This window comes from Schlesneria paludicola DSM 18645 (assembly GCF_000255655.1).
In the GTDB taxonomy this organism is placed as follows: domain Bacteria; phylum Planctomycetota; class Planctomycetia; order Planctomycetales; family Planctomycetaceae; genus Schlesneria; species Schlesneria paludicola.
Window position 1 is genome coordinate 1,346,087 of record NZ_JH636435.1, and the last position, 22,675, is coordinate 1,368,761.

Here is a 22,675-nt window from a genome sequence, read left to right on the forward strand (position 1 = left end):
GTGATACCCCGCTGTGGAGGTTTTGTCCACTAGCGCCTTCGTCGGCCCTGATCACTCTCCTTCTGGTTCCTTCTCGTTGGTTCCTTCTCGCTACCAAGCTCCCGTTTGGTAACGCCCCTCACGAAGATCACGTCCCAAAAGATCCAGCCCGGGCCCTAAGTCCGCTTTCCGTCAGTCGAGTCTTAGTAACACGAACTTCAAATACCGAAACTCGGGCAGGGCGAGCGGCGTGGGATGATCGCACGGCTGACCGCCGATTGTGACCACCGTTCCGCGGCGACGGGCTTTCGAAACCCCTTCTTCGCAGCACTCCAAGAACATCGGCAGATCGAGATGACTCGAACACGACGCCGCGGCGAGTAACCCTCGATTGGCCGTCACGCGGGCCCCGGCTTCGATCACGTTCTGATAGGCGGTCATCGCTTTCGGCACCGATTCCCGATTCGGAGCAAACGAAGGTGGATCAAGCACCACCAAATCCCACTTCTGCCGGTCGCGCGCCGCATCCGCCAGGAATTCAAACGCGTCCGCGACAACACCCTCATGCTGGCTCGCGTCAAATCCATTTCGCAGCCAATGATCATTCGCCGCGTCAATCGCCGCTGGAGCCACATCGACCGACGTCACGTGCGACGCACCACCCGCCCCGGCCGCGATCGAAAAACCGCCGGTGTACGAAAACACATTCAACACCCGACTCGCACGCGACCACCCGCGAATCTGCTGCCGGTTGTCCCTTTGATCCAGAAAAAAGCCGGTCTTCTGTCCGCGAACAACGTCCGCGGTAAACGTCAGACCATTTTCCAGAAACTCAACCGGCTGTTCAGGAACCGCCCCCACCAGATTGCGCCCTCCCGCGCCGCGCTCTTTTCGCCGCTCATAAATCCGACTCAGACCGATTTCGCGTGTCATCCATTCGGCAATCTCGGCAGCGTCCCAGAAACCAACCGGCCCATCGCCGTCGAGTTTCACCGCGGCCGTGTCGGCATAGACGTCCGCCACCAACCCCGGTAACCCGTCGCCTTCTCCATTGAACAGCCGATACCCGTTCGTCGTCCCCGTTGCCGCGAACACATTTCGCAGCGATCGAGCGGTCTTGAGCCGTCGTTCAGCCCACCGATCATCCAGCGCCACATCGGGTTCCGTCTCACAGATCCGTAGCGCGACGGGGCATCCCGGGTCATAGTACCCCCGAGCAACCGCCTGGCCCCTCTTGTTATCCAGCAGCACGGCGGGGGTTCCCGGCTTGGCTTTGGGAAGCTCGCGCAGCGCATCCGCATAAACCCACGGATGACCACGTTTGATAGTCCGAACGAGATCGCGATTTAATCGCAGAACCACCGGCGACGAAGAGAGTTGAATGAGCGACATCCTCAAAACGATAAAGGATTCCCCCGCGACACGAAAGGATGCTCGTAATCCCGCCTGGATCAAGTTTCCCAGCCAGTCGAATCCTCACACACGGAAGCCCCATCCTCCGCCGATCAAACAGCTTCCGCAATTTTTATCCCCGTAACGCATCCCTTCGCTTGCTCAACGAATGCCCCAACATTAGAATCCCGCCTCGCAGCCCCTATAGCTCAATTGGTAGAGCAAATGACTCTTAATCATTAGGTTCTAGGTTCGAGCCCTAGTGGGGGCAATGGCGGGGCGGAATTGATTTTCCGCCCCGCTAAATTCTCGAGCTGAAACGAGTTAACGTTACCTCGCGGTGTTCGCGAGTGCAGCAAAACGCCTGAAATATTCCAGTCAGTTTGACCGGATTTCAACAGGAGCTGCATTCATGGCGAAACGAGTACCATCGTACCGGCACAACAAAACCAGCGGCAGGGCAGTCGTCACCATTAACGGTCGCGACATTTATCTTGGCCCCTATGGTTCAATCGAGAGTCATGAAGCCTACGGGCGAGTGATCGCTCAACATTCTTCTGGCGCAACCGTCAGGGCAATCGCCAGCCCTACGATGGGGATCACGATCGCCGAGGTTGTATTGGCTTTCATGAAACACGCCGAAAAGCACTATCGGAAGGATGGCGAGCAAACCGCCGAATACGCTTCTTTTCAATCGGCTCTTCGTCCCTTGGTCGAACTTTACGGAATGACGGAAGCTTGGCGACGGACAAGATCCGAAGACGAGGACATTGGATTCTCTGCGCCAAAGCTTCGAGCAGTGCGAGACAAGATGATCGAGCTTGGCTGGTCACGCCGGTACATCAACAAGAGCGTAGGCCGCATTCGGCAAGTCTTCAAATTTGCCGTTTCGCACGATCTCGTCGGCCCCGAAGTTCTTGAAAAGCTGAAAACACTGGAACCCCTGCTCGAAGGTCGGTGTGATGCCGTCGAACTGCCACCGAGAGTCGCCGTTCCGATCGAGCACATTGAAGCCGTGCGAGCCAAGGTGAACGTCCGTACGCGGGACATGATCGACCTTTGCTTACTGACCGGGGCTCGACCTGGGGAGCTGGTCTCGCTCACGACGGCAATGATCGACGCAACCGGCGACGTCTGGTCGGCAACACTTGCGGACCACAAGATGCGTCACAAGGGGAAAACTCGCGTACTGGCCTTCGGTCCAAAGGCGAAACTGATCCTCAAAAAGTACCTTCGATCAAATACGTCGGCAAAGCTGTTCCCAGTCCGTCGCGACTCGTTCTCGAAAACGATCGTGTACTGGTGCACGAAACTTGAGTTGCCAAAATTCACGGGGCACTGGCTGCGGCACAACTGCGCGACGAACATCCGTGAGCTTGGCGATCTAGATGACGCCCAGGCGATCCTGGGGCACAGCGATCAGCGGACAACTCAAATCTACGCTCACGTGAAAGATACCAGAGCGTTGAATGTTGCCCGCCAGCACGGCTAACGGCATTCTGATCGTTGGAAATTCAACTCGGATAGACCGGCCAGTCGACAAACGGGAAACCTGAACCCGCTTCCGAGTTGTTTTTAAATTCAGGCATCGGCAAGCAGGAGCCGACGACGTGGAAGCAGAAAACCTAAATCCTTGGGGTGACGTTCATGTCGTCCCCCTGCCGATTCCCAAGATTGGGTTAGAGCCGTTTTTTAGCCCTGATTCCAATATGGAGAGTTTTTCGCCCGACAGAACTGTGCCAGAACTTCTGGAATGGCTTTGGGGCGAAATCGCCTCCATTGAATGGCTGGATCGTTCTGATGAGTTGGACGATTGCACGTATTGGCTTGGCGAAGTCGCAGTTGAGGAGCCATGGAGAGACCTTTGTGGACTTCAAATCGCTGCGGCGAAGTCAAAGTTCTTCGAAGAAATGATGGCTTCACTCCTCGCCAACGACTTTTGGGCGAAGAAGAGAACAGAACCATCAGTGTCGATCATGAAAGAATTGACCAAGCATAGACTCTATTGGATTGCAAAGATCGCCAACCAAAACTGTCGAGTTTTGATAGAAGATGCTTGGACCATCGGAGCAGTGGAAAGCGGCGTACTCGACGTCAGGGAGTTAGGTGACGACGAGACAGAATCCACAAAAGCTCTTAAGGAGAGGCTTTCGGAATTCGTTCGAATCGTTGAGCCGACTGTTGAGCTGTTTTTTGCTTCGCTTCGAGCAAACAACCTGCTTGACGCTCCAGAAGATCGCCCCAAGCGGAAGCCACGGCCACGACCAACGGCTCAACGGAATAGTGAGTTTCTGCGTCTTCACGAAACCGGATTGGACGACTCTGCGATCGCCCAGAAATGGAACTCACAGCACAACGATACCGTATCAAAAGAAACCGTACGTCAGAGCATCTCTCGGGAAAGAAAACGAGTTTCAGGTGAAAAACCTAATCCGTGACATCTTGTGACACATAACCTTAATGTCACCAATTGGGGCCAATGATCTCTTAATGTCTGATCCTGTCGCGTGCGGAAGTATTCCAACGCAAATCACAATGACAGGAGGCAGACATGGCGATTGACACAGAAATTGAAGCATTGATTCCGCTGAAGGATTGCACAGATTGCTTTCCCGGCCGGAAAAAAGTCCACAAGGCCACAATCTACCGATGGGCCGATCGTGGCGCGAACGGCGTACGGCTTGAAACTACAAAAGTGGCGGGCCAGCGTTATACGAGCCGCCAAGCCATAAGCCGTTGGGTTGCCGCTCAGAACAAATCCGAGCAACCCGCAGCGATTTCGCCTGCTCAACGTCAGCGGCAATCTGAGGCCGCGCGCGTAGTGCTCGCTCAACACGGTATCTAACCGCGACGTTCTCTCACCAGCCCAGCCCGATCGACGGCGTTGCCTGGGCTAACTCTCTTGACCGTCGCCTATTTTCACAAAGGACTGTGACGAATGATTATCGATCGAATTGCATTTCCGGCTATGCCCGAAGGACTGCCTGAGCATGTCGTGAAGATTTTTGACGACATCAAACCCAAGGACGATTCGCGAGTCCGAGGCTGTGAAGAGGTCAATGCGAAAACTGAAGTTCTCAGCGGAGAAAAATACGACAGCGCCAACTTTGAATCGGACGGTTTAAAGCTTCAAAAAAGGAGTCGTGAGTTGCTTTGCCAGATCGAGCCGATCTGCGATTCGATCGAGCATTTCATCGAAACCGAACTGAAGCATGCCCTCCACGAAATGTACCAAAAGGCAATCGAAGACACCGATGCCGCAAAGGCAAAGGTTCATCAGGGGCTTCTTGATCTCGGGTTTATCGCCCCAGAAGACGGGGATCGTGGCAGTTACATCCCAGGAATGATCATTCGCCACGTCTCTGTCCGCGAAGGCAACGAGCGGGCCGAAGCACTTCGGGAAATTACCACGTCTCTCGCCGAGGTGCTTCGGAACAACCGAGAACTTGTGAATACCGTCAGGCAACGACTTGAAGCATACAAGCAGAAGGTTCTAGCGGCGATCTGATTCGCCCGCCAGTTTGGTCTATCTCTCCCATACGCGGCCGTGGGGGGTGCCTCACGGCCTTTTTTAACAGCCAATTTCAAGGATGAACCACGTTATGTCAGTTTGTATTCGCCTCCGCATTCCAGAGCCACGTGAAGTTCAGATCGATTTCGAAGGCGGACCAATCACGATCGTTCTGCGTCCGCTGACGCTCGACGATCGGCTCTTAAAAGATGGATTTCTGGCTTCGCTGGGCTATATGCACGACGAGAAATCCAGAATGAATGCAACGGTTAATGATCTGAGTCGCCGACTCGACTGCATCAAAGACTGGAATGGCATTGAGGACGAAACCGGCAAGCCCGTCGCGTTCTCAATGGACAACCTGAAGTTGTTCATGGCCCAAAATCCGAAGGCGATCGATCCCGTCTATCAGGCGATCAATGAGCACTACACCCGAAGCCCTGAAAACGTGAAGCCAGCCCCCGCGCCTGCGCCAGCAAGTGAAGCCCCGGCCACCCAAGCGGTCTGACCGGTTCGTGTTAATCGGGTTTGCAGAATTCTGCCAACCCGATTTCGTGCCTCTAACAGCTTTTCAGGTTTAACGACCTCGATCCCACCACGGTCGTGTGTTCTGCAAGGCCGTAAATTCAATCTCCCTTTTTTGAGGAAACCTCGCCGTGTCAAAGAGCATCTACACTTCGATGATGAAGACCGCTGATTCAATCCTTTCGAAGAATCCCGGCAAATTGGGGTCGCTTCGATTGGCTCGCGACGAGTTCGGCCGGGCTTACCACCCGGCAACGATGAACTTTGCTCGCGGACCGAGTCCAGCGGTCAAGCAGGCAGCGGCCCGCTTGCTTAACGAAATCTTGGCCGTACCTGAGTGCCAGGCTTAACGGTCAGCAAGTGGAGCAACGCCTAGTTGCTCCACTTTTTATCCTCGCATGCAAGGACGCATCACACATGACGCTGGAAACCGCAGTCTCTGACCTTCGCTCGAAACTCGTTGCTCGCATATCGGAGGGCGAAAATCTCCGTCGCCTATCCAAGCGCAACGGATTGGATCAGTCCGCCGTAACGAACGATCTCGACAGGCTTCGAACTGGATTGAGCAACCTCGACTCCCTGACTTTCAAGTGTTCCCGGACGTTTGGCCAAAGTCCGAACGAGAAAGCCAATCACGAAAAGCTGCGTACGCTCGTCGGGGATTTGAAGCGGCTCGTTTCGTAGGATCGGGAAGTGAACCTGATCGGGCTTTGCGTCCGGTCAGGTTTTTTGGAGGTAAAAGTCGAAAATGGCGAAACGGTTCCATTCACATAAGAATGACGCCGCTCGGCGGGCTAAGACTGAACGACTGGCCACAAAATTCGTTGAACTCAACCGGCTCTCCCTGGGTGATCCTCGCCGGAAACGAATTGAAGAAGATATTCGACAAATTAAACAACAGCGATCATCTCTCAAATTCTCCCGATTCAATGCCAGCCTGGGCCGGTTCACTCGCGAGTCTGCCAATTCTTCCCGCCGCGAGATGACTTCACTGGATTTTCGCGGCAGCGGTCCGGCCGCATGACCGCCTACCCATAAAAACAACAGCCCCGTTCGCTGCTATCCCGCCAAGGTGGAGCGAACGGGGTCGAAAGGTTTCTTCTGAAATGACTGTATCAAACACTTCGCTATTGGTCAATAAGAATTTCGAGTCAAACTGCAAGTTTGACGACATTTGTAGTAATACGGTTTTCGCAGATCAGGACGAGTTGGAGCGAGAAATTGAACTCCGCAATTCGCCCGGCCACTGTGCGTTCTATGCAGATAATTACGATCACGGCAATCCGGAAGCCGAGAAGGCTTACCGAGTGGCGTTCGAGCGATCTGCAGCCGAAACACTGCTTATCTTCAAAAGCTCGTCGCTTGAGCCGTTCGACGTCGCCAGTGAGATTTACGACTTGGAGCAGGCAGCGAAGACCGCTCGTGCCCAGGCTCGCGAAAAAGCCAGCGTCGGCAGTCACTTCGGAATTTATGTAGATGGTCACGAAGTCGAAGCCGCCCGGACGCGTGGCGCTCACCACGGGCTTATCAGCGGAATCGTTTTGTTTGAACTGGCTGAATCAATCGCTTGCGGGACTTCGCCCAAGCGAGAGCTTGCGGACCAAGAGTTCGACGCCAAGCAAGCCGGAATTCTTACGTTCATCCGCCAACATGTTCCCGCGTTCCAATCTTGGGTCGAAAGCCTCCGGGATTGGGTGAACGCAGATTGTAGCCAACCCGTCTTCAAGGATTTTTATCTTGTGGAAACCGAGCAGGAAGCCGCTACGTCTGAGCCAATCCAATCATCGCCAACCGTTGCCAAAACCAAGCCCGCTTTCAAATCGGTTTTCGGTGTCAGCCTCGATCAGATTTGGAATCCTGGCGGACTGATGCAGGAAATCATTGATTTCAACCTTCGAACGGCCCCGCGCCGACAGCCTGAACTTGCCCTTGGCGGTGCCTTAACGTTCGTCGCCACGATCACCGGCCAGAAGGTGAGAGATTCCAGCGGCATCTGCCCAAACATCTACGTTGTCGGGGTTGGGGCGAGCGGCTGCGGGAAAGAACAGAGTAGGCGCATCAACAAGCAATTGCTGCTTTCTGTTGGTGCAGACGAAATGGCAAAGGACTCGCTTGCGTCGTCATCTGGCCTACATTCGGCTTTGGCTCAACGTCCATCGCTTATTCTTCAGATCGACGAATTCGGCCGTTTCATGGCGACCCTTGGGAATCCGGGCAACTCCCCGCACCTGTCGCAGATTGTCGACGTCTTGCTTAAGCTGTACAGTCAGGCTGATTCGGTATACACGGCCCCTTGCTACAGTGATCCAAAGAAGAACGTTCGAATCCTCTTTCCGAATTGCGTTCTATTCGCAACCACCGTGCCCGGGTCGTTCTTCAGTTCTCTGACACGCGAAGCCCTATCAGATGGCTTCATAAGCCGCGTCTTGATCATTGAAGTCTCAGACAACGATCCAGATTCGCAGGAACCCGAGTTTGCCGACGTACCCGAACCACTGCGGGAAGCTGTCGGTTGGTGGATCAATCACGTTCCATGCGACGAGGGAAAGCTCCCAGCAGCCCGCAAGCTGGTGATCAGCCCCGAGGCCCGAGAGGCATACACTCAACTCGACTCGATCGTCCGGGCGAACAGGCGAATCGAGGAATCCCGTGGCACACAAATATGGGTTAGGTGTGTCGAGAACGCCAAGAAGCTGGCGCTCATTCAGCAGTGTTCTCGCGATCGTGAATCCGCTGCCATCACTGGTGAGTCTGCCCGTTGGGGTTGTGAACTCTCATTGATGCTGACCGCACGCATCGAGCAACTGGCAAACGACCATGTCGCTGATGGTGCATTCGATGCACGCGGTCAGAAGGTGATGAGATTCATTCGTGCAGCAGGGGCTGAAGGTAGGACACGATCCGAATTGAGTCGCCATATTCGCAACTCGTCGAAGAGAGAACTCGACGAAACCTTGGCCAAGCTGATCGAAATGGAACAACTGACGTCGGAATTGTACCAGCCCGTCAGAGGGCCGAAGAGCATCCGGTTCATGGCCATCGCCGAATAACTACTCCAACTGTTGCAACTATTGCACTATTGCACCCACCTCTCAATGCATAAGGGAGGAGAGCGTGGGCAGGCTGAAGACCGGGTGCAATAGTTGGAGTAGTAATAGAGAGAGTTCTTAAATAATCCTATTTTTGTAGAGTATTCCAGTGATTGAAACTACTCCAAATCACATCGCAACTGTTGCGGAACAGTTGCGGCAGAGTGTCGTCGGTTGGTTGATCAGCGACCTCATGGCGACGATTGCCGGGTCGGCAACGGGTCCTCCCGAGGGATTGAAAGGAGCCTACATACGGTATAGGTGCGGTGCGCAACACACTTTAGTTATTTAGCACGATGTTAAACTGGGTGGTTTATCGGCCAGTCAAAAAAGCCAAGCAAGTGTGTTTGATCACGCACCCAACACGTAAGTGGGTACCAACCATCTCGCTGGAAGAACCTGCCGAACTGGCGAACGACGAAAAAACCACCCGTCCGGATGTTCCGGACGGCAATCTCTCCCACCAAACGCGAAAGGATTCGCAATGGCGACCATGACCTTGAATCTCGATGACCAAGTCTCGAACGGCTTGGACCTGATCAACCAGCATCTCGAAGAGATGGCGATTGAAGCGGAGCAATCCGCCAAGTCCGTCAATGTTCTCAATCAGTCGTTCACCGAACAAACGATTGTGCTGAACGAAGCCAGCACGAATTTCGCCGATCTTGGCAAGACTGCCATAACCACGTTCGGCGAAGTGTCGAAAGCTGCGATTCAAGAGGGCGCTTCGGTTGCACGATGGGCAATCGGCGGAACCGTGGCGATCAGCGGGCTGAAGGCCGCTTTCGGTGAAGCTGCTGAAGCTTCGAACGGCTTCTACGGCCTAGCTGCTGGCGCGGCAGCCGGATACATGGCATCGGCCGCGTCTGATACCGCCAAATTTGTCGCCCTGCAGGCAGCCAAAAAGGCTGCACTGTTCGGTGTCGAACAGGCCGCAATCGCCACCGGCAGCGCGACCCTTGGCGCGGCTGCCACCGCAGGCCCGTACGTTCTAGCTGGTATCGCTGCCTGGAAGGGCTTTGAGCTCGTGTTGGACAACACCGGCAAGAAGTTCGAGGGATTCACCGAGGACGTGACAAATCAGACATCGGAACAGGCTGCGGCGTTCGACAAGTTCATTGCCGAAGCGGAACGCCTGGGCATGACTCTCGACGAACTTGCAACGTCGCGGGGGGTTCAGGACGTTAACAAATACCTTGAAGAAACCTTCGGTGTGAAGACGGTCGAGAAGTATTCGAGCAATCTCGATCGTTTGAGTTCCGCGTTTGGCGATCTCGGATCAACGGTTTCTCTCAACATGGGTGAATCCGGCGAAGCGATCGGGGCGCTGATCGACTTGATTCCTGATTTGTCGACCGGGCTGGGGAAGATGTTCGACGAATCGGTGACGGCTTCCGCCACGTATTTGACAGATAGCGTCAACAGTCTGAACAAAGCTCTTGATGATGGGGTGATTTCCGCCCGCGCCTTGGCTGTCCAGATGTCTGGCGGGAGCTATCAAGCATACGTTGACGAGATCCTTGCAATCCGTGAGCTAAAGGAAGTCCATGCGGGGCTGGAAGCCATGCGGGAACGGCAAGCCCCAGGATTTGAACGATTGCGATCGATCCAACAGCAAATGGCGGACGAGGCTCGCGACCGTGAAGAAAAGGAGCGTGTCGCGTCCATCAAAACGATTGAGGGGATCAACAACGAGATTCTGGCCCTCCAAAAGAAGGGTGGCGAGCTGGCTCGAACGGACTGGGCAGTCAAGAAAATCGACCCAGAGAAGGCCACGAAGGCGGAAATTGAAAACAACCAACGGGCGCTGAAGGCGGCTGAAGAGTCAGCGCAGGCGCACGCGGCAGCAATGAAGGCCGTTGAAGACCGGAAGCGGGCTGTCATCAAGGAAACCGAGGAAGCCGAAAAGAAGGCTCACGAGGGACGTCAGAAGCGTTACGCCGAATTGGTCAAGGCTGAAGAGAATCGCGTTGCCCAAATGCAGAAGGTCATGGACGCAGAGCGGAAACGGGCTGATTCCTACAACAAGTTCGCCGAAGCCTTGGGACACCAAAAGCAGGATCAGGCTGCAGAACGGCAGATCACACTGGCCAAAGAGGAACTGGCGATCGCAAAACAGATTGCCGCTGAGAAAATGCGGTCTGGTGGTGCGAAGGAACCCGCCATCAAAGCCGAGATGGCGGCGATGGATAAGGAGTTTGCCGGGCGTCTCCACGACGAGAAACTGCGTCAGATCGACGTCGAGACGAAACGGAAGCTGGACGCGATCCAGAAAGAGCGAGTTGAAAACGACCGATCTAAGGCCAGCGCCACGGATAAGGCGGTCGCCGACGCCAAACTGTTGAGTGACGCTGACAAGATTCGGTTCGACCGCGAAAAGTCTCGCATGGCCGAGAATGGCAAATTCCAGCGTGACACGATTGAAGCCAACTCCGCGAAGTATCGTGAGGCTCAGGCTGAAATGTTCCGCGCTGAACAGGAACGCCACGACAAAGCGAAGGCCCTCGAACAAGGGGCGTTGTCTCAGGCGTTCGATCCGAAGGCCATGATGGCGAACACCAATCAGCAAGACGTTTTGAAGGCAATGCAGAAGGCCCGCGCCTCGAAGGCGATGGACGCCCAGGCGGATAAAGACGTAGACCTGATTAATCAGATGCACGAAGGCGGGGGGCCAGAATCGCCTGCCGAGAGACGGGCTCGCCAAACGTACGAACGAAATCAGAAGGTTGCCGAGTCGAAGGCTCGCCGGTCTGTCGTGAACGATTTTGAGAACGGAAATCTCAATCAGGGCGAAGTTGAGCAGGCACAAGCGAAAGTCGCGTCAGCGACACTTCAGCAGTTCGGGCAACAGTCAGGCGTCAATCAGTCGATGGTCGCGTCAATGATTGAGACGTTCAAGACGATGGAACAACAGCAGCAAGCCCTGGCAGGCGTTCAACAGGTCGTGCAACAGATCATGGCGGCTCAGAAGGGCCAAAAAGCTGCGGCAACGAAATCCGCTCAGAACACTCAAAACCAATTGGGGATGATTGGCCAGTAGCGGCTGGCTGGCGGTTGGACCGGGTTTGATGAATTCGTCAAACCCGGTTTTCTGGAACTGGCGTTCTCACCCGTGGCTTGCTGAGGAGCAGGTAGGCGGATAACGCGGTCAGCGGGAGGACGATCGACCAATACGGAATCATTGCCTCTTCATTCCCGTTCTCATCTGTATACATCTTAATCTCTGATGCTGGATACTCGAAGAAATCAATGATAGATCGACTTGGAAGAAGCTTCTCGGGCTGCCAGTACACCCCGTACTGACGGTTCGGAATTTCCTGTGAGCTCGGGTAAACCAGACTGAATCGACCGCCAGCAGCGAACTGAAGCTTCTGGCAGCCTGAAACGACAATTAGGTTTGTTTTTTTTCCATTCAGATAGATGAGATCGAGGTTTCCTAAACTCCTTGTCCACGCCGCCGCAAACAAGCACGCCATCAGCAGCGTCAAGACGCCCAGCTTGCGTTTCCAGCCACTGAAGAATTCGCGCATGGTCTGGCTCGTGGACAATTCGTGACGTTTCGTCTGTATTCTGGCAGCCCTCAGGGTGAGGGGCAAGGGTAACTGGTTTTTCGCCAGATTCGGCTACGACTGCGGACCAGACTTGAGCACGGGCCTCGTCGTCGTCATCACAGCGGGCGATTGCGTGAGCCTGGGACTCAGTTGATGGCAGTTTGGAAACAATTGTTTCCAAACTATGTGGCTTCAATTGGGCTTTTTCGTCCACATTTTCTTGATTGCTGCGGCTTCTCTGGTTGGTAATTGTGCAATCTTTCCAGCGGATTTTAATCCAAATTGCTGGAGAATGCGTTCTAGTATTGGACGTTCAACCTTACGCATGGATTGCACTATGTCTGACTGGATGCCTGACCTCAACTTCCTGTCGCTTATCCTGTCTGCTGTCGCGCTTTGGATTGCATGGCTCGCCTATCGAGTAACGGCAACCGTCTGGATTCAAGCGATAGGGTTTGATGGGGCAGGCAGATGGAACCATACTGAAAATGGAGGCAAGCTATTTCATTGTTTTGACGTGATTCTTCGAAACCGAGGTTTGGCTGTTCACGGCCTGAAAGTGAATTTGCTGTTTGAGGCAGACGATACAGAGTATTCATTTCAGCTGTCGCAAGTCGAATACCGCAAGCGAGAGGTAATCGTGAAGGACAATGGCCCATTCGAATCGGGAATGATTGCCGTCTTCTCACTCAAGTCCCATTTTTACGAGCAAGCATTGGCCACGGCCGTGAAAAGTATGGCGGGAATGATGTCTAGCAGGTTTCGGCTCGGGATTTATTCTCAGGATTACCTAATCGCAGAGATTCCGCTTTGGGTTCGATTCGGCACGTTGAAGAATTCGTGGAATTACATAGCCTGGAGGCTTGAGAAGTGGATCGGGCGCGAAGGCGTCATCCCCATATTCAAAAGCCCGGCAGCAAAGCATATTTGTGACTTCGTCGAGGCGATGCGATCTTCTTCCCACCTACCGCCATCCCGCGAACCGTTGACAACGCCCATGGACTACGGCAAGAATGTCGGTCCTAAATGATCTGCCGGTATCTACAACCACCGGCGACAACTACGAACCCTAAATCATCTACGAAAGAAAAAGTCCGTCGCTCTGCAACTGTGCACATAACCGCGAGGCGTGCGGGCGGTTCGTAGCCGCCTAGGGTCAGTCGTGGAGCGACGGGCTTCCTTTTCATCCCCACTCTCGGGATGAAAGAAAGGTGCATCCCCATGCACGTATCTCTGAATCTGCACGCGCAGACAGCACCGTTGGCGATTCATTCGCCTGACCTGGCAGTCGATGAACTGCGGATTTTCGTACCGGACGATGACGACGACCGGATTCATGAACTCGCGAATCTGAAAGGGGGGATGCAAAAGTCTCCCGGCTACCTGCCGACCCCGCTTCAGATTGCGGAAGAGTGTCGAGCGATTCAGTCCGGCTGGTGTGAGGACGAACGATTCTGGCGAGCGAATGGCAACCTGTACCGTGCTGAGCGGGCAAGCCAAAAGTACGCAAGGAAGCTGGCAGCGGCGAAAGGCGGTTGACCCATGGCGGAAACCGTCCCGCGAATTCCCGCCATTCTGATCATCTGGCAACGACCAGATGGCGAGCCGTTCGACGCTGATGCGCGAATCGACGTCACGATCACCCAAAAAGGACGTGACTACCTGAATCTACACCGATCAAAACTCACACGTTCAACGAAGGTCACTCGTTATGAAAAACAAACCAATCTGTGTTCATCCAAGCGATAAATCCATGTCCGAATGCTACGGCTGGTTCCGCGAAACCTTGCAGGCACTCCCCACCGGCTGGATTGCTGGCGGAAGTCTTCGCGACTACTTCCAGCGGAAGCCCTGCAACAGCGATGTGGACGTTTTCTTCCGCAATCCAGACGATCTCGCCGAGGGAATCTGGACCATCGAACGAACCAACTCCACGAGGATCTATGACAAACCGAACATCCGTGGATACATGTTCAAGGGGCAGCATATCCAGTTGATCAAGAACCGGTTCTTCGACGGTCCAGAGGAAACGATCGCCGAGTTTGACTTCACGGTCTGCTGCGCGGCGATCGACCAATCAGGGCTCGTCTACGTGCACGAGGATTTCTTCGAAGACTTGGCAGCAAACCGGCTTTCGATCAACCAGCTTGACTATCCCCTGGGAACGCTTGCCCGGTTGCCGAGGTACATCGGAAAGGGGTTTCAGCCGTGCAAGGGAACCCTGCTGAAGCTGGCGAAGGCCATGCAATCCGTCGACTTCGCAAACCCCGTCGAGAACGAACTTCAGTTCTACTCGCATGGCGGGCAACGGTTCGGTCGTTTTGAGGCTGTTGACTCAGCACCCAAGCGACAGCTGGTCGCGGCCATGAGCCACGAAGCGCCATATCCTTGGTTCTAGGCATCCATGTAAATTCGCATTGTGTTTCGCTGAATCGATTGCGATCGTTTCCGCCCCGCCCGTTCATTATGGCGGGGCGTTTTCGTTGCTGGAATTTCGGAGACAGGTTTTCGCGGATGACAACCGTTAGCTCCAAAGCGCAATATACGGCACTTCCGTAAACCTAAAAACTTGAGCAACCGAGACATCAGAATGGCCGAAAAGACTGCTGAGAAACCGCATGCTCCTCTGTTGACTCTTGATCTTGGGGAAAATGGCGGAGTCAACGAATTCTTTTCAATCAAAGAGATGTACGAATGGATCGATCGAGAGTGCAATGTTTGGGTGTTTGTCAATGATCAATCTGGCCCGAACAAGCAGCGCACGGATGGGTTGCAGAATCTTCGAGAAGTGAAGCTTGAGATGGATCGAAGGGCGAATCAGTGGTCGAATAGTGGTGATTCAACCGAAACGGTGAGTACTCGTTTAATTGAGCAGTTCAAAAGCAAGATCGTCGAATACTACGTTACCAAGCGGCTTTACTCTCATTCGCGAGGCCGATTTGGTGTGTTTATCCTCGACATGAAAGATCAAGACCAAGAGCAAGCGATGTGGCTTTGGTGGATTTGGCATCGTCCTGGGCAGATAAGTACTGATTCTAGCGGAGTGCTTCGGCCTCAGATGTTGACCGCAGCGTTCAGGGGCGTCGAGTTTTTGACAGGTTTTAAATCATCGGCTGCCGAGAAAAAGGCGATGAAGTCCCTACAAGCTGAGTGGAGGAAAATCCTCGGGGACGAGCATCGTGTTTTTCAAGAACAGCGTGATCTCGCTACGGCCCTGGCGCGAGAGTCAGCCGAACATATTGCGAATCTTAAGTCGCAAATGGCGGAGGCGGCCAAAGAACACGAAGAGATGGTTCAGGGTCATGCGGACGAGATGGAATCGATCCAGAAGAAATTTCAAGACGAACTGGCAGTTCGATCCGCAGTTGAGTTTTGGAATAGTCGGGCAGGGCATCACCGAGGGAAGTCAAATTTATGGGGCAAAGTTGCCCTCGTTTATGCTGCAGCAGCTTTCATCCTTCTCCCATGGTTGCAGTACATGATGAGTGGGATACCGACGGAAGTGAAGCTGCTCATTAAAAGCGGAGACATTGACGCTGCGGGAGTTTCGACGCTGCTCACGCATTCAACAGTCACATCGGCGATTCGTTTTGTTGTGATGGCAATGATTGCCGCGTGGCCACTTCGCCTTTTCGTGAGAAATTACCTTAGCCATTCCCACCTAGAAGCTGATGCGATGGAAAGAGAGATAGTTGTCAGGACTTACTTGGCGCTTCTGAATGACCCCGACTTGGTGGGCAAAGAAGACCTCAAAGAGCAAATACTTCCGCACGCGCTGCAAAACATTTTCCGGCACACGTCGGACGGAATAGTGAAAGATGACGGAATCCCGTGGCAGTCGATTAGCGAGGCATTTGGCAAGAAGAGCAGTTCCAGCGGTTCAGGCGGTATATCCTGACCTGTGCTCGCCACTGCTGCGCGATGACCGGATTCTGACCGGATTTTCCCCGGAATACTGTCGAAAGACGCTGTTTTATGCGCCGACTTGCGTTCGTTTGCGAATGCGTTATCATCCTGAAAAGCCTATTAAATAGGTCGTTTTGCGAAATCAGCGTGTTTTTCGAATTGGCTTCGAGCCCTAGTGGGGGCAAATTGACCGCTCAGTCGAATCGACTGAGCGGTTTTTTCATTGGCAGCAATGACTTGCATCGTTGGCCGGTATCCGGCAGTGCTGCAAAGGTCGCGGCGAGAATTCGGCTGGTGAGGGATCGGAAAACGATCGCCTTATTCTGAGCCCTGTTTTGAAACGGCCGTTGGAAGCGTCTGTCGGCGAATCGAAAATAGGATCGCGGGGATGGCTCCGATGATCGCAATTGGCCAGAAACTGCGTTCAGTGGTGCTGGCTTCCAGGAACGTTGCCAAGTCGATCAGCCATCCGAGCAGCGGCGCGAGAATCAGAGTCGCCAGCGAGGCCGCTTGCGATTCGATGGAGAGCAGGGTCGCACCGATGCTTGGATCAGAATGAGCATCGAAGCGGCTGATGACCATCGGACGCCAGATGTTTTGCGCGCAGGCGAGCAGCACGAAGATGGGGATTACGATCCAGGAGGCTTGGCAATAAAGCGCGGGCAAGAGCACGATGTAGGCCAGCGCGACAAATTGCCAAACCCGCAGAGAAGCCCGTTCGTCACCTCCGAACCATCGGGACACACGATGTGCGTTCCGTGATGAGGCGCTTGCGAGTAAATGCAGGAAGAAATAGACCAAGCCGATCAGCAGTGCCGACCGCTGCTTGTCTCCAAAACTTAAGAACAACGGCAGCGAGAGTGCTGTCATTTTCAGTACTGGCTGCAAGTAATCTTTGACAGCTTCATAGACGCCCTGAAATCCCATCGTCTCGGCGGTCAGCTGCCGCAGCGCCGGATGGTGCAGTGATTCGCGAGCCACTTGCCACATGTGCCATGCGACCGCCCTCAGTGACACCTTCTGTTTCGGCACCGTATCGAGATACGCAGGGTACGTCGCCAGATTAATCAGGTTCAGCACATAAGGGATGATCGCAAAGTAAATAATCATTCGGTAATTGGAGGTGGCAAAAACCAATCCGGCACCGATCAGGACTGACACGGCCGAACCAATCTTCGACCACGACCGCGTGTAACCGTAAATACGTGTCCGTTCGTTCTCGCGTCCTTGAGCGCGCAACCAATCCAGGATCATCGCCTTGTGGATGCCACCTCGAAATGCATCGGCACCACCACACATTGCGACTCCACACAGTAGCTGCCAATATTGGGTACCTGTGGCGAGCACGAGAAACGAAAGGATGTAGATGACAAATGACGCGATCATGCAGCGACGACGACCATAAAGGTCAGCAAGGGCGCCGGTCGGAATTTCCATCATGTTCGAGACAGCCGCGCCGACTCCCATCGCGATCCCGATCTCGAAGAAGTGCAGCCCCTGTTCCAGGAAGAACAGGACGATGAACGGCTCGAAATAGGTTTGATTTTTGAGGAAACCGTAGAGCGAAAAGCGGAACAGCATCACGGATGGTCGGTCAGAAAAAAAGCACGGTATCACGCAAACGTCGAAAGCATCGTGAGGGACCGACGCCGATCGTTTCCAGGCAAAACTCGGGGACGTGTTCAGGGCCTCTGCCTCGGTCGTCGTCCCCAATAAACGGCTTATACAACTTGCGTCGCGGCCGGAATAGTCGCTCGCCACCAAAAGTCGGACTGACGTCCCGTCGAGAGTGAAATACATGCTCGGTCGGAGTCGCGAGGTTGCGTTGACGGAGCCCCGGCCCAGCACTTGCGTCGCCTTCAAGCTCCACTCTTGGTGAGCAGCCATCGAACGTGAGCCAAGTTTCTCTTTTCGGACTGAGGTGTCGTTGATACGAGTGATCGAATGTTCTTCAGATTGGCGATACAATTTGCCGTAGACGCTGACGATCTATTTCAAGAGAAAACGGCTTTTCAGGTTCGCTTGATTCGAGATGAGATTGGTGTTGTCCGCTTGCGAAGGACTCGACGTTCCGCGGACCACAGAACGGAACCACTCTCCCTCATCGGTCAGCGTAAAGATCAAGGAAGCTTGCGAATGACTGCGGTGGTCGGGACACAGACTCGTGAGGTTGTCGTTTGCTTGGATGAACTCAAACTTGCGCATCTCAACCCCCGCAATGAAACGCCATTGTTTGCGGCAGGGCTTGGGTTCGCACGAGAGACCTCGGGGCCCATCGCGACGACGTTTCTCGATGCTTTGCCCAAGGAATGGACGGCTGGCCATCTCGTCATCGATTCAACGCTTGTCTGGCTCCGCCCGGGTTTTCGGCAGGGGCACGTGTACTGGTGTCATGAACCGTTTCCAGGACGTATTGACGGTGCACCAGCACAATCAAATGCCCAGCGCGAGGCTGAGCATATCGCCTGTTGTTTTGGCCCTTCAGGGATTGAGTTTCTGGAAGGGAAAGCAGCAGAAGCCGAATACGCCGTTGAACCGCAATCCATGAATCTGATCCGTGAGCGGCATTCTCGGCTTCAAGCGGAAATTGACGCAAAGCGTTTGACAGTCCATTCCGTGCCAGCATACACGATGTATCGCTATCCCTGGGGTTCTTTTCACCGACACAGCGCAGCGACTGCGAGCGGTTTCCAGTTCTGGATTCGCGCCACGCGAAACGACAATCGACCTCTCGTCAACGGTATCCGCAATGCGACCAACTTGTGAGACTTGTGATGATTTTTCAGTCGCGTTTTGAAACGATTGCGATTGCCCCCGAATTTCCGCAGCACATCATCGCTGAGGAACGCAATCTCTTTCAAGCCTCTCGAGACACAGCACTACGGCTCGGTGGCCCCGCCACAAAGGCCTTTGTTAAATTACTGCCCGAATCGTGGCAAGAAGACCCGCGATTGACGATTCGATCCAAGCTCGCCTGGCTTCGCAAAGATTGGTATCCGCTCCATCAATTGCTCGGCTGGCACTCCGATCTTGTTCCAGGCCGCGCCGACGGCAGCGGTCCCGATTATCAGAATTGCGATGAAAGCGTGCGCAAGCTCGAAACGATCATTTGTGTATTCGGCGATGTCTCGTTAACCGAATATATCACGGGCGAAGTTGAACTGCCCGATTATCCCTTAGGGCATCCTCAACAGGTTCTGTACAACTTGGCGATCGAACGAATGGTTGCGAACGGTAAGCTACAACGTTCTCGGTTGCGGCCTGGCGAACTCGTGAAGATGAGATTTGGCTCATTTCATCGCGATGCGCCAGCACACGCAGAAGGGTGGCGCCTGATGTTACGCGCTGTACGGCGTTTAGAGGAACAAGAATCCGTGGATGAAGATCTGTGGATGCAAATGAATAATCACTATCGCCCCGAGCTGGCGCAAGAGGTACTGGCTTATCAGCCGTACGCCCCAACGAGATCCTATTGACCCCTGGGTCCGTTGGTCACATCGGCGAACAGCCTGTTGAAGTAATGGTGACTGACTCCGACTCGATAGAAAAATGCCACGACATCATCAATGACCAAGTCGTGCCTCCCTTACTTCTACAGGCGGCTAAGGGCTGACGCTCAAGAACCAGAAACGGATCCGTGAACGATATCGCCAGAAAGGCATTTCACAGTCTTATGCCCTGACCGTTTCATCACACCGATGGCACTCCCAGACTGGGGCCTCGAACGAAAACCGTGGGATTGCCCGAACTGTCATGGGTGACCTCAGTGTCGACTTGGTAAACATCGGCCATCATTTTGGCAGTCAATACGTCGGAAGGAGTACCTGCGGCATAAATCGCGCCATCCCGTAACACCGCGATATGGTCAGCGAACCGAGCCGCCAGGTTTAAATCATGCAACGAAATGACAGTGATGACGCCACGGGACTTGGTGATTTGCTGGATTCGAGAACAGATCTCGAATTGACGGCGAAGATCGAGATTCGACGTGGGTTCATCGAGCAACAGGATCGAAGGATGACGAATCAAGGCTTGGGCAATGGCGACAAGCTGCGCCTGACCACCGCTCAATTCTTGAATCATACGATTGGCGACGCTCGTCAGCGCCATCTCTTCTAACAGCGAATGGACGCACTGAGCGTCCGTCGAAGAAATTCGCCAACTGAGATCATGTAGCCGCCCTAATAGTACCGTTTCAAAAACGGTCAGCCCCCCGCGATGGAAGCCAGCCTGAGGTAAATACCCGATGGCTTGAGAGATTTCACGCCGTGAATATTCGCGAATTGATCGCCCCATCAACGAGATATGGCCTGTTGGCGACAGGACGCCGCACAGGCATTTTAGTAAGGTCGATTTTCCCGCAGCATTGGGCCCCACCAGTCCTGTGACGCCGGGGGCAAAGGAAAGACTCACCTGATTGAGAACACGGCGGGGGCCATACTGAAACGACACGTCGGCCGCATGCAACGTCATGGCCGAGTTCTCCGCGTCCAGATCGCCATGGCTGCAAAGACAGGCGAGCCGATGGCCGCCGTCACAATTCCAATGGGAAACACGGTTCCCGGGACGACCGTCTTGCAGAGTACCGCTGCAAGCGAAACGAGCAATGCTCCGAAGCCCGCCGAGAGAACGATAAAAAAACGCTGATCTTCACCAACCGCCATTCGCGCGAGATGAGGAGCGACCAATCCAACAAACCCGATTGAACCGGTGAAGCAGACAGCAGTCGCGGTCAAGACCGAAACAACAAGGATCGTCTGCAATTTCAATTTCCCGACGTCGACCCCCAAGCTCAATGCATACTCATCACCGAGCTGAAGAGCGGTTAACTGCCACACCTTGGGCAGAATCACTGCAAACGTTCCGCACAGGACGACCGCAAGAATGGCCACTTTGTGCCATGTCGCTCCCTGAAGGCTACCGAACGTCCAGAAGATAATGGCATTGAGCGCATCATTGGTTGCCGTGTATTGAAGTAACGCGAGACCAGAACTGAAAAGAAAGTGCAAGGCGACTCCAGCCACGATCAGCGTCTCGGATGCGCCGCCCTGGGAACGTCCGATGGCAAATAGCGCCAATGAGCATCCTAGCGCAGAGATGAATGCGCCCGCTGGTATCGCAACTGTTGACGCCAGCCCCATTCGCCCCGTCCCGAAAACAATGACCAGCGCGGCTCCAAACGCGGCCGCAGCGGAAACTCCGAGGGTGTACGGGCTGGCCAGTCGGTTGTTGAGCACCGACTGCATTTGACTTCCCGCCAAGCCCAGTGCAGAGCCGACGGCAATACCCAGGATCGCAGTGGGAAGTCGAAATGACCACACGATCACCTGTTGCGTTCTGCTCACTGTCGTTGGTCGAAAGATCGTCGATGCGATTTCCTGCAGAGACAGAGCCGCGGGGCCTGTGATCAGGTCCACAACGAACGAACCGGCCGTCAGTAGTGCGACGACAATCAGGATCGACAGCCGTTTCAATCTTCGCCGACGATATTCATCGTTGAATTGGCATGCCGAAGAATCACAAGACATCAACGATCCTTTAGTTCGACCATCCAAGTGCCACTAAAGCCGATCGGCATGTATTTTTCATGAAATTCCTGCAGCCGCTGACGTGGATCGAGATCCTGAAATTGGGAAGGATAAAGCCATTTGGCGAGCTGCTGCACGGCGGCAAAACTCATGATATGGCTGCCCAGACGTGTATTCAAACCATAGACACGTCCATCCCTCACCGCGTTCAATTCGGACCAGCCGGGACGTGCCTGGTAATCCCGTAGATTGCTGCGAGCTTTCTCTGGATCGGCGGCATATCCCAGGTGCAGGCTTTCGGGAAATGCCTCCCAGCAGGCACCGGTGATCACGACGACATCTGGGTTGCGCGCCAGCAAATATTCGGGTTGAATGACGGCCATTCCGTAAGGACCGGAAAGATCCTCGGCAACATTCTGACATCGGATCTGAGCCAGAATGCTGCCCCAATTCATCCGTTGCTTTTGCAGATTGCAACCAAACGTATTGCCATATTTCCCGGGTCCAAAATTTCCCGCCTCGACGTAAATTGATGGAATCGGCCCATCCAGACGCGACAGTCGATCCTGCACAACGTTCATTTCGCGGTTCACCCATTCGATCATTTCTTGGGCTCGTTGCTGCATCCCAAAGACTTCGCCCAGCAGCGCTAGACTCTGTTGTGGATCATGGAACGGATCGTCGGAACTCAAGTACAGGACGGGCACGCCGGCCTGCGCGACTTGCTCCAGGCATTCTGTTTGGCCGATCATATAAGTGCCGCCGATCACAAGATCCGGCTGTAGCGCTAGGATCGATTCCGCGCTGACTCCTTTGCGAAGAGTATCACCGAGCATCGGAACCTCCGCCAGCCGCGGAAATCGTTCGACGAATTTCTCGTAGGCGTCGCGGTCGCTCGACTTCAGAGAAGAATCCCAGCCGACAAGCTTCTGTGGGGTTTCTTCGCCGAGCAACACGGCGACATCGTATAGGCCCATCCCGCGCATCAGAACGAAACGATTCACTTGTTCGGGAATGAGGACCTGACGCCCGGCAAGATCGATGACCTGCCTCGAACTGGTAGTCGGCGGTGGTAACGGGGTCGACGAGCGACTGATCCACCAGCCCGTAAGGCACGCGCAGAACAACAGTATCAATACACTCGCGAAAACCCTGTGCCGCATCGTCGGGCCTTATCTCAATGGCGAATCGGGA

General features: G+C 54.3%; 21 protein-coding genes and 1 tRNA gene. 16 read left to right on the plus strand and 6 right to left on the minus strand.

Going from position 1 to position 22,675, the window contains the following annotated elements:
• Window positions 1-171 precede the first annotated feature (171 nt).
• Entirely contained in the window at window positions 172-1,371 is a 1,200-nt protein-coding gene (locus tag OSO_RS0123030) for a class I SAM-dependent rRNA methyltransferase (RefSeq protein ID WP_010585454.1), read from the minus strand.
• Window positions 1,372-1,569: 198 nt separating this feature from the next.
• Between OSO_RS0123030 and OSO_RS0123040 the strand changes: the two genes are divergently transcribed.
• The 9 genes from OSO_RS0123040 (at window position 1,570) to OSO_RS0123095 (ending at window position 11,536) form a co-directional block, all read left to right on the plus strand.
• Window positions 1,570-1,642, plus strand: a tRNA-Lys gene (locus OSO_RS0123040).
• 141 nt (window positions 1,643-1,783) lie between these two features.
• Window positions 1,784-2,863, plus strand: coding sequence for a tyrosine-type recombinase/integrase (locus OSO_RS0123045; protein WP_010585455.1), 1,080 nt, complete (start codon window positions 1,784-1,786; stop codon window positions 2,861-2,863).
• A gap of 118 nt (window positions 2,864-2,981) precedes the next feature.
• Complete coding sequence (locus tag OSO_RS0123050) at window positions 2,982-3,809, plus strand: hypothetical protein (protein WP_010585456.1); 828 nt, start codon at window positions 2,982-2,984, stop codon at window positions 3,807-3,809.
• 113 nt (window positions 3,810-3,922) lie between these two features.
• Complete coding sequence (locus OSO_RS44750; RefSeq protein ID WP_010585457.1) at window positions 3,923-4,216, plus strand: DUF1580 domain-containing protein; 294 nt, start codon at window positions 3,923-3,925, stop codon at window positions 4,214-4,216.
• A 93-nt stretch (window positions 4,217-4,309) separates the two neighbouring features.
• Window positions 4,310-4,879: a hypothetical protein gene (locus OSO_RS0123060; protein WP_010585458.1), complete on the plus strand. Its 570-nt coding sequence runs from the start codon at window positions 4,310-4,312 to the stop codon at window positions 4,877-4,879.
• Between the two features lie 94 nt (window positions 4,880-4,973).
• Window positions 4,974-5,390, plus strand: a complete 417-nt coding sequence (locus OSO_RS0123065; protein ID WP_010585459.1) for a hypothetical protein — start codon at window positions 4,974-4,976, stop codon at window positions 5,388-5,390.
• A 148-nt stretch (window positions 5,391-5,538) separates the two neighbouring features.
• Complete coding sequence (locus tag OSO_RS0123070) at window positions 5,539-5,757, plus strand: hypothetical protein (protein ID WP_010585460.1); 219 nt, start codon at window positions 5,539-5,541, stop codon at window positions 5,755-5,757.
• 756 nt (window positions 5,758-6,513) lie between these two features.
• Window positions 6,514-8,457 carry a hypothetical protein gene (locus OSO_RS0123085; protein ID WP_010585463.1) on the plus strand — a complete coding sequence of 648 codons (1,944 nt, stop codon included), beginning with the start codon at window positions 6,514-6,516 and terminating at the stop codon, window positions 8,455-8,457.
• A gap of 523 nt (window positions 8,458-8,980) precedes the next feature.
• Window positions 8,981-11,536, plus strand: coding sequence for a hypothetical protein (locus OSO_RS0123095; protein ID WP_010585465.1), 2,556 nt, complete (start codon window positions 8,981-8,983; stop codon window positions 11,534-11,536).
• Between the two features lie 37 nt (window positions 11,537-11,573).
• Here the strand turns inward: OSO_RS0123095 and OSO_RS0123100 are convergent, their stop codons facing one another.
• Entirely contained in the window at window positions 11,574-12,026 is a 453-nt protein-coding gene (locus OSO_RS0123100) for a hypothetical protein (RefSeq protein ID WP_010585466.1), read from the minus strand.
• Window positions 12,027-12,384: 358 nt separating this feature from the next.
• Here OSO_RS0123100 and OSO_RS0123105 point away from each other — a divergent pair, with 358 nt between their 5' ends.
• The 5 genes from OSO_RS0123105 to OSO_RS0123130 all read left to right on the plus strand — a co-directional run bounded on the left by OSO_RS0123105 (window position 12,385) and on the right by OSO_RS0123130 (window position 15,945).
• Window positions 12,385-13,077, plus strand: a complete 693-nt coding sequence (locus OSO_RS0123105) for a hypothetical protein (RefSeq protein WP_010585467.1) — start codon at window positions 12,385-12,387, stop codon at window positions 13,075-13,077.
• Window positions 13,078-13,268: 191 nt separating this feature from the next.
• The gene (locus tag OSO_RS0123110) at window positions 13,269-13,586 is read left to right on the plus strand and encodes a hypothetical protein (protein WP_010585468.1); all 318 of its coding nucleotides are present in this window, start codon (window positions 13,269-13,271) and stop codon (window positions 13,584-13,586) included.
• A gap of 3 nt (window positions 13,587-13,589) precedes the next feature.
• Complete coding sequence (locus OSO_RS0123115) at window positions 13,590-13,796, plus strand: hypothetical protein (RefSeq protein ID WP_010585469.1); 207 nt, start codon at window positions 13,590-13,592, stop codon at window positions 13,794-13,796.
• Between the two features lie 4 nt (window positions 13,797-13,800).
• A complete protein-coding gene (locus OSO_RS0123120; RefSeq protein WP_010585470.1) occupies window positions 13,801-14,445 on the plus strand; it encodes a Gabija anti-defense Gad2 family protein in 645 nt (214 codons plus the stop codon).
• Window positions 14,446-14,637: 192 nt separating this feature from the next.
• Window positions 14,638-15,945 (plus strand): DUF6161 domain-containing protein, encoded by a 1,308-nt coding sequence (locus OSO_RS0123130; RefSeq protein WP_010585471.1) that lies wholly within the window; start codon window positions 14,638-14,640, stop codon window positions 15,943-15,945.
• 326 nt (window positions 15,946-16,271) lie between these two features.
• On the opposite strand, the gene OSO_RS0123140 is transcribed toward OSO_RS0123130, so the two are convergent.
• On the minus strand, window positions 16,272-17,534 hold the full coding sequence (locus OSO_RS0123140) for an MFS transporter (protein ID WP_157605403.1): 1,263 nt from the start codon (window positions 17,532-17,534) through the stop codon (window positions 16,272-16,274).
• Between the two features lie 555 nt (window positions 17,535-18,089).
• Between OSO_RS0123140 and OSO_RS44755 the strand changes: the two genes are divergently transcribed.
• Window positions 18,090-18,719 (plus strand): hypothetical protein, encoded by a 630-nt coding sequence (locus OSO_RS44755; protein WP_157605404.1) that lies wholly within the window; start codon window positions 18,090-18,092, stop codon window positions 18,717-18,719.
• Between the two features lie 8 nt (window positions 18,720-18,727).
• Complete coding sequence (locus OSO_RS0123150; protein ID WP_010585475.1) at window positions 18,728-19,429, plus strand: hypothetical protein; 702 nt, start codon at window positions 18,728-18,730, stop codon at window positions 19,427-19,429.
• A gap of 214 nt (window positions 19,430-19,643) precedes the next feature.
• Here OSO_RS0123150 and OSO_RS0123155 read toward each other — a convergent pair whose 3' ends face one another.
• Genes OSO_RS0123155 through OSO_RS0123165 form a run of 3 tightly spaced genes read right to left on the minus strand, consistent with a single transcriptional unit; the run spans window position 19,644 to window position 22,644 of the window.
• Complete coding sequence (locus tag OSO_RS0123155) at window positions 19,644-20,426, minus strand: ABC transporter ATP-binding protein (protein WP_010585476.1); 783 nt, start codon at window positions 20,424-20,426, stop codon at window positions 19,644-19,646.
• On the minus strand, window positions 20,423-21,481 hold the full coding sequence (locus OSO_RS0123160; protein WP_010585477.1) for a FecCD family ABC transporter permease: 1,059 nt from the start codon (window positions 21,479-21,481) through the stop codon (window positions 20,423-20,425). Before OSO_RS0123160 ends, OSO_RS0123155 begins: the two co-directional genes overlap by 4 nt.
• A complete protein-coding gene (locus tag OSO_RS0123165) occupies window positions 21,481-22,644 on the minus strand; it encodes an ABC transporter substrate-binding protein (RefSeq protein ID WP_010585478.1) in 1,164 nt (387 codons plus the stop codon). The genes OSO_RS0123160 and OSO_RS0123165 overlap by 1 nt, the downstream gene beginning before the upstream one ends.
• Between the last annotated feature and the right edge of the window lie 31 nt (window positions 22,645-22,675).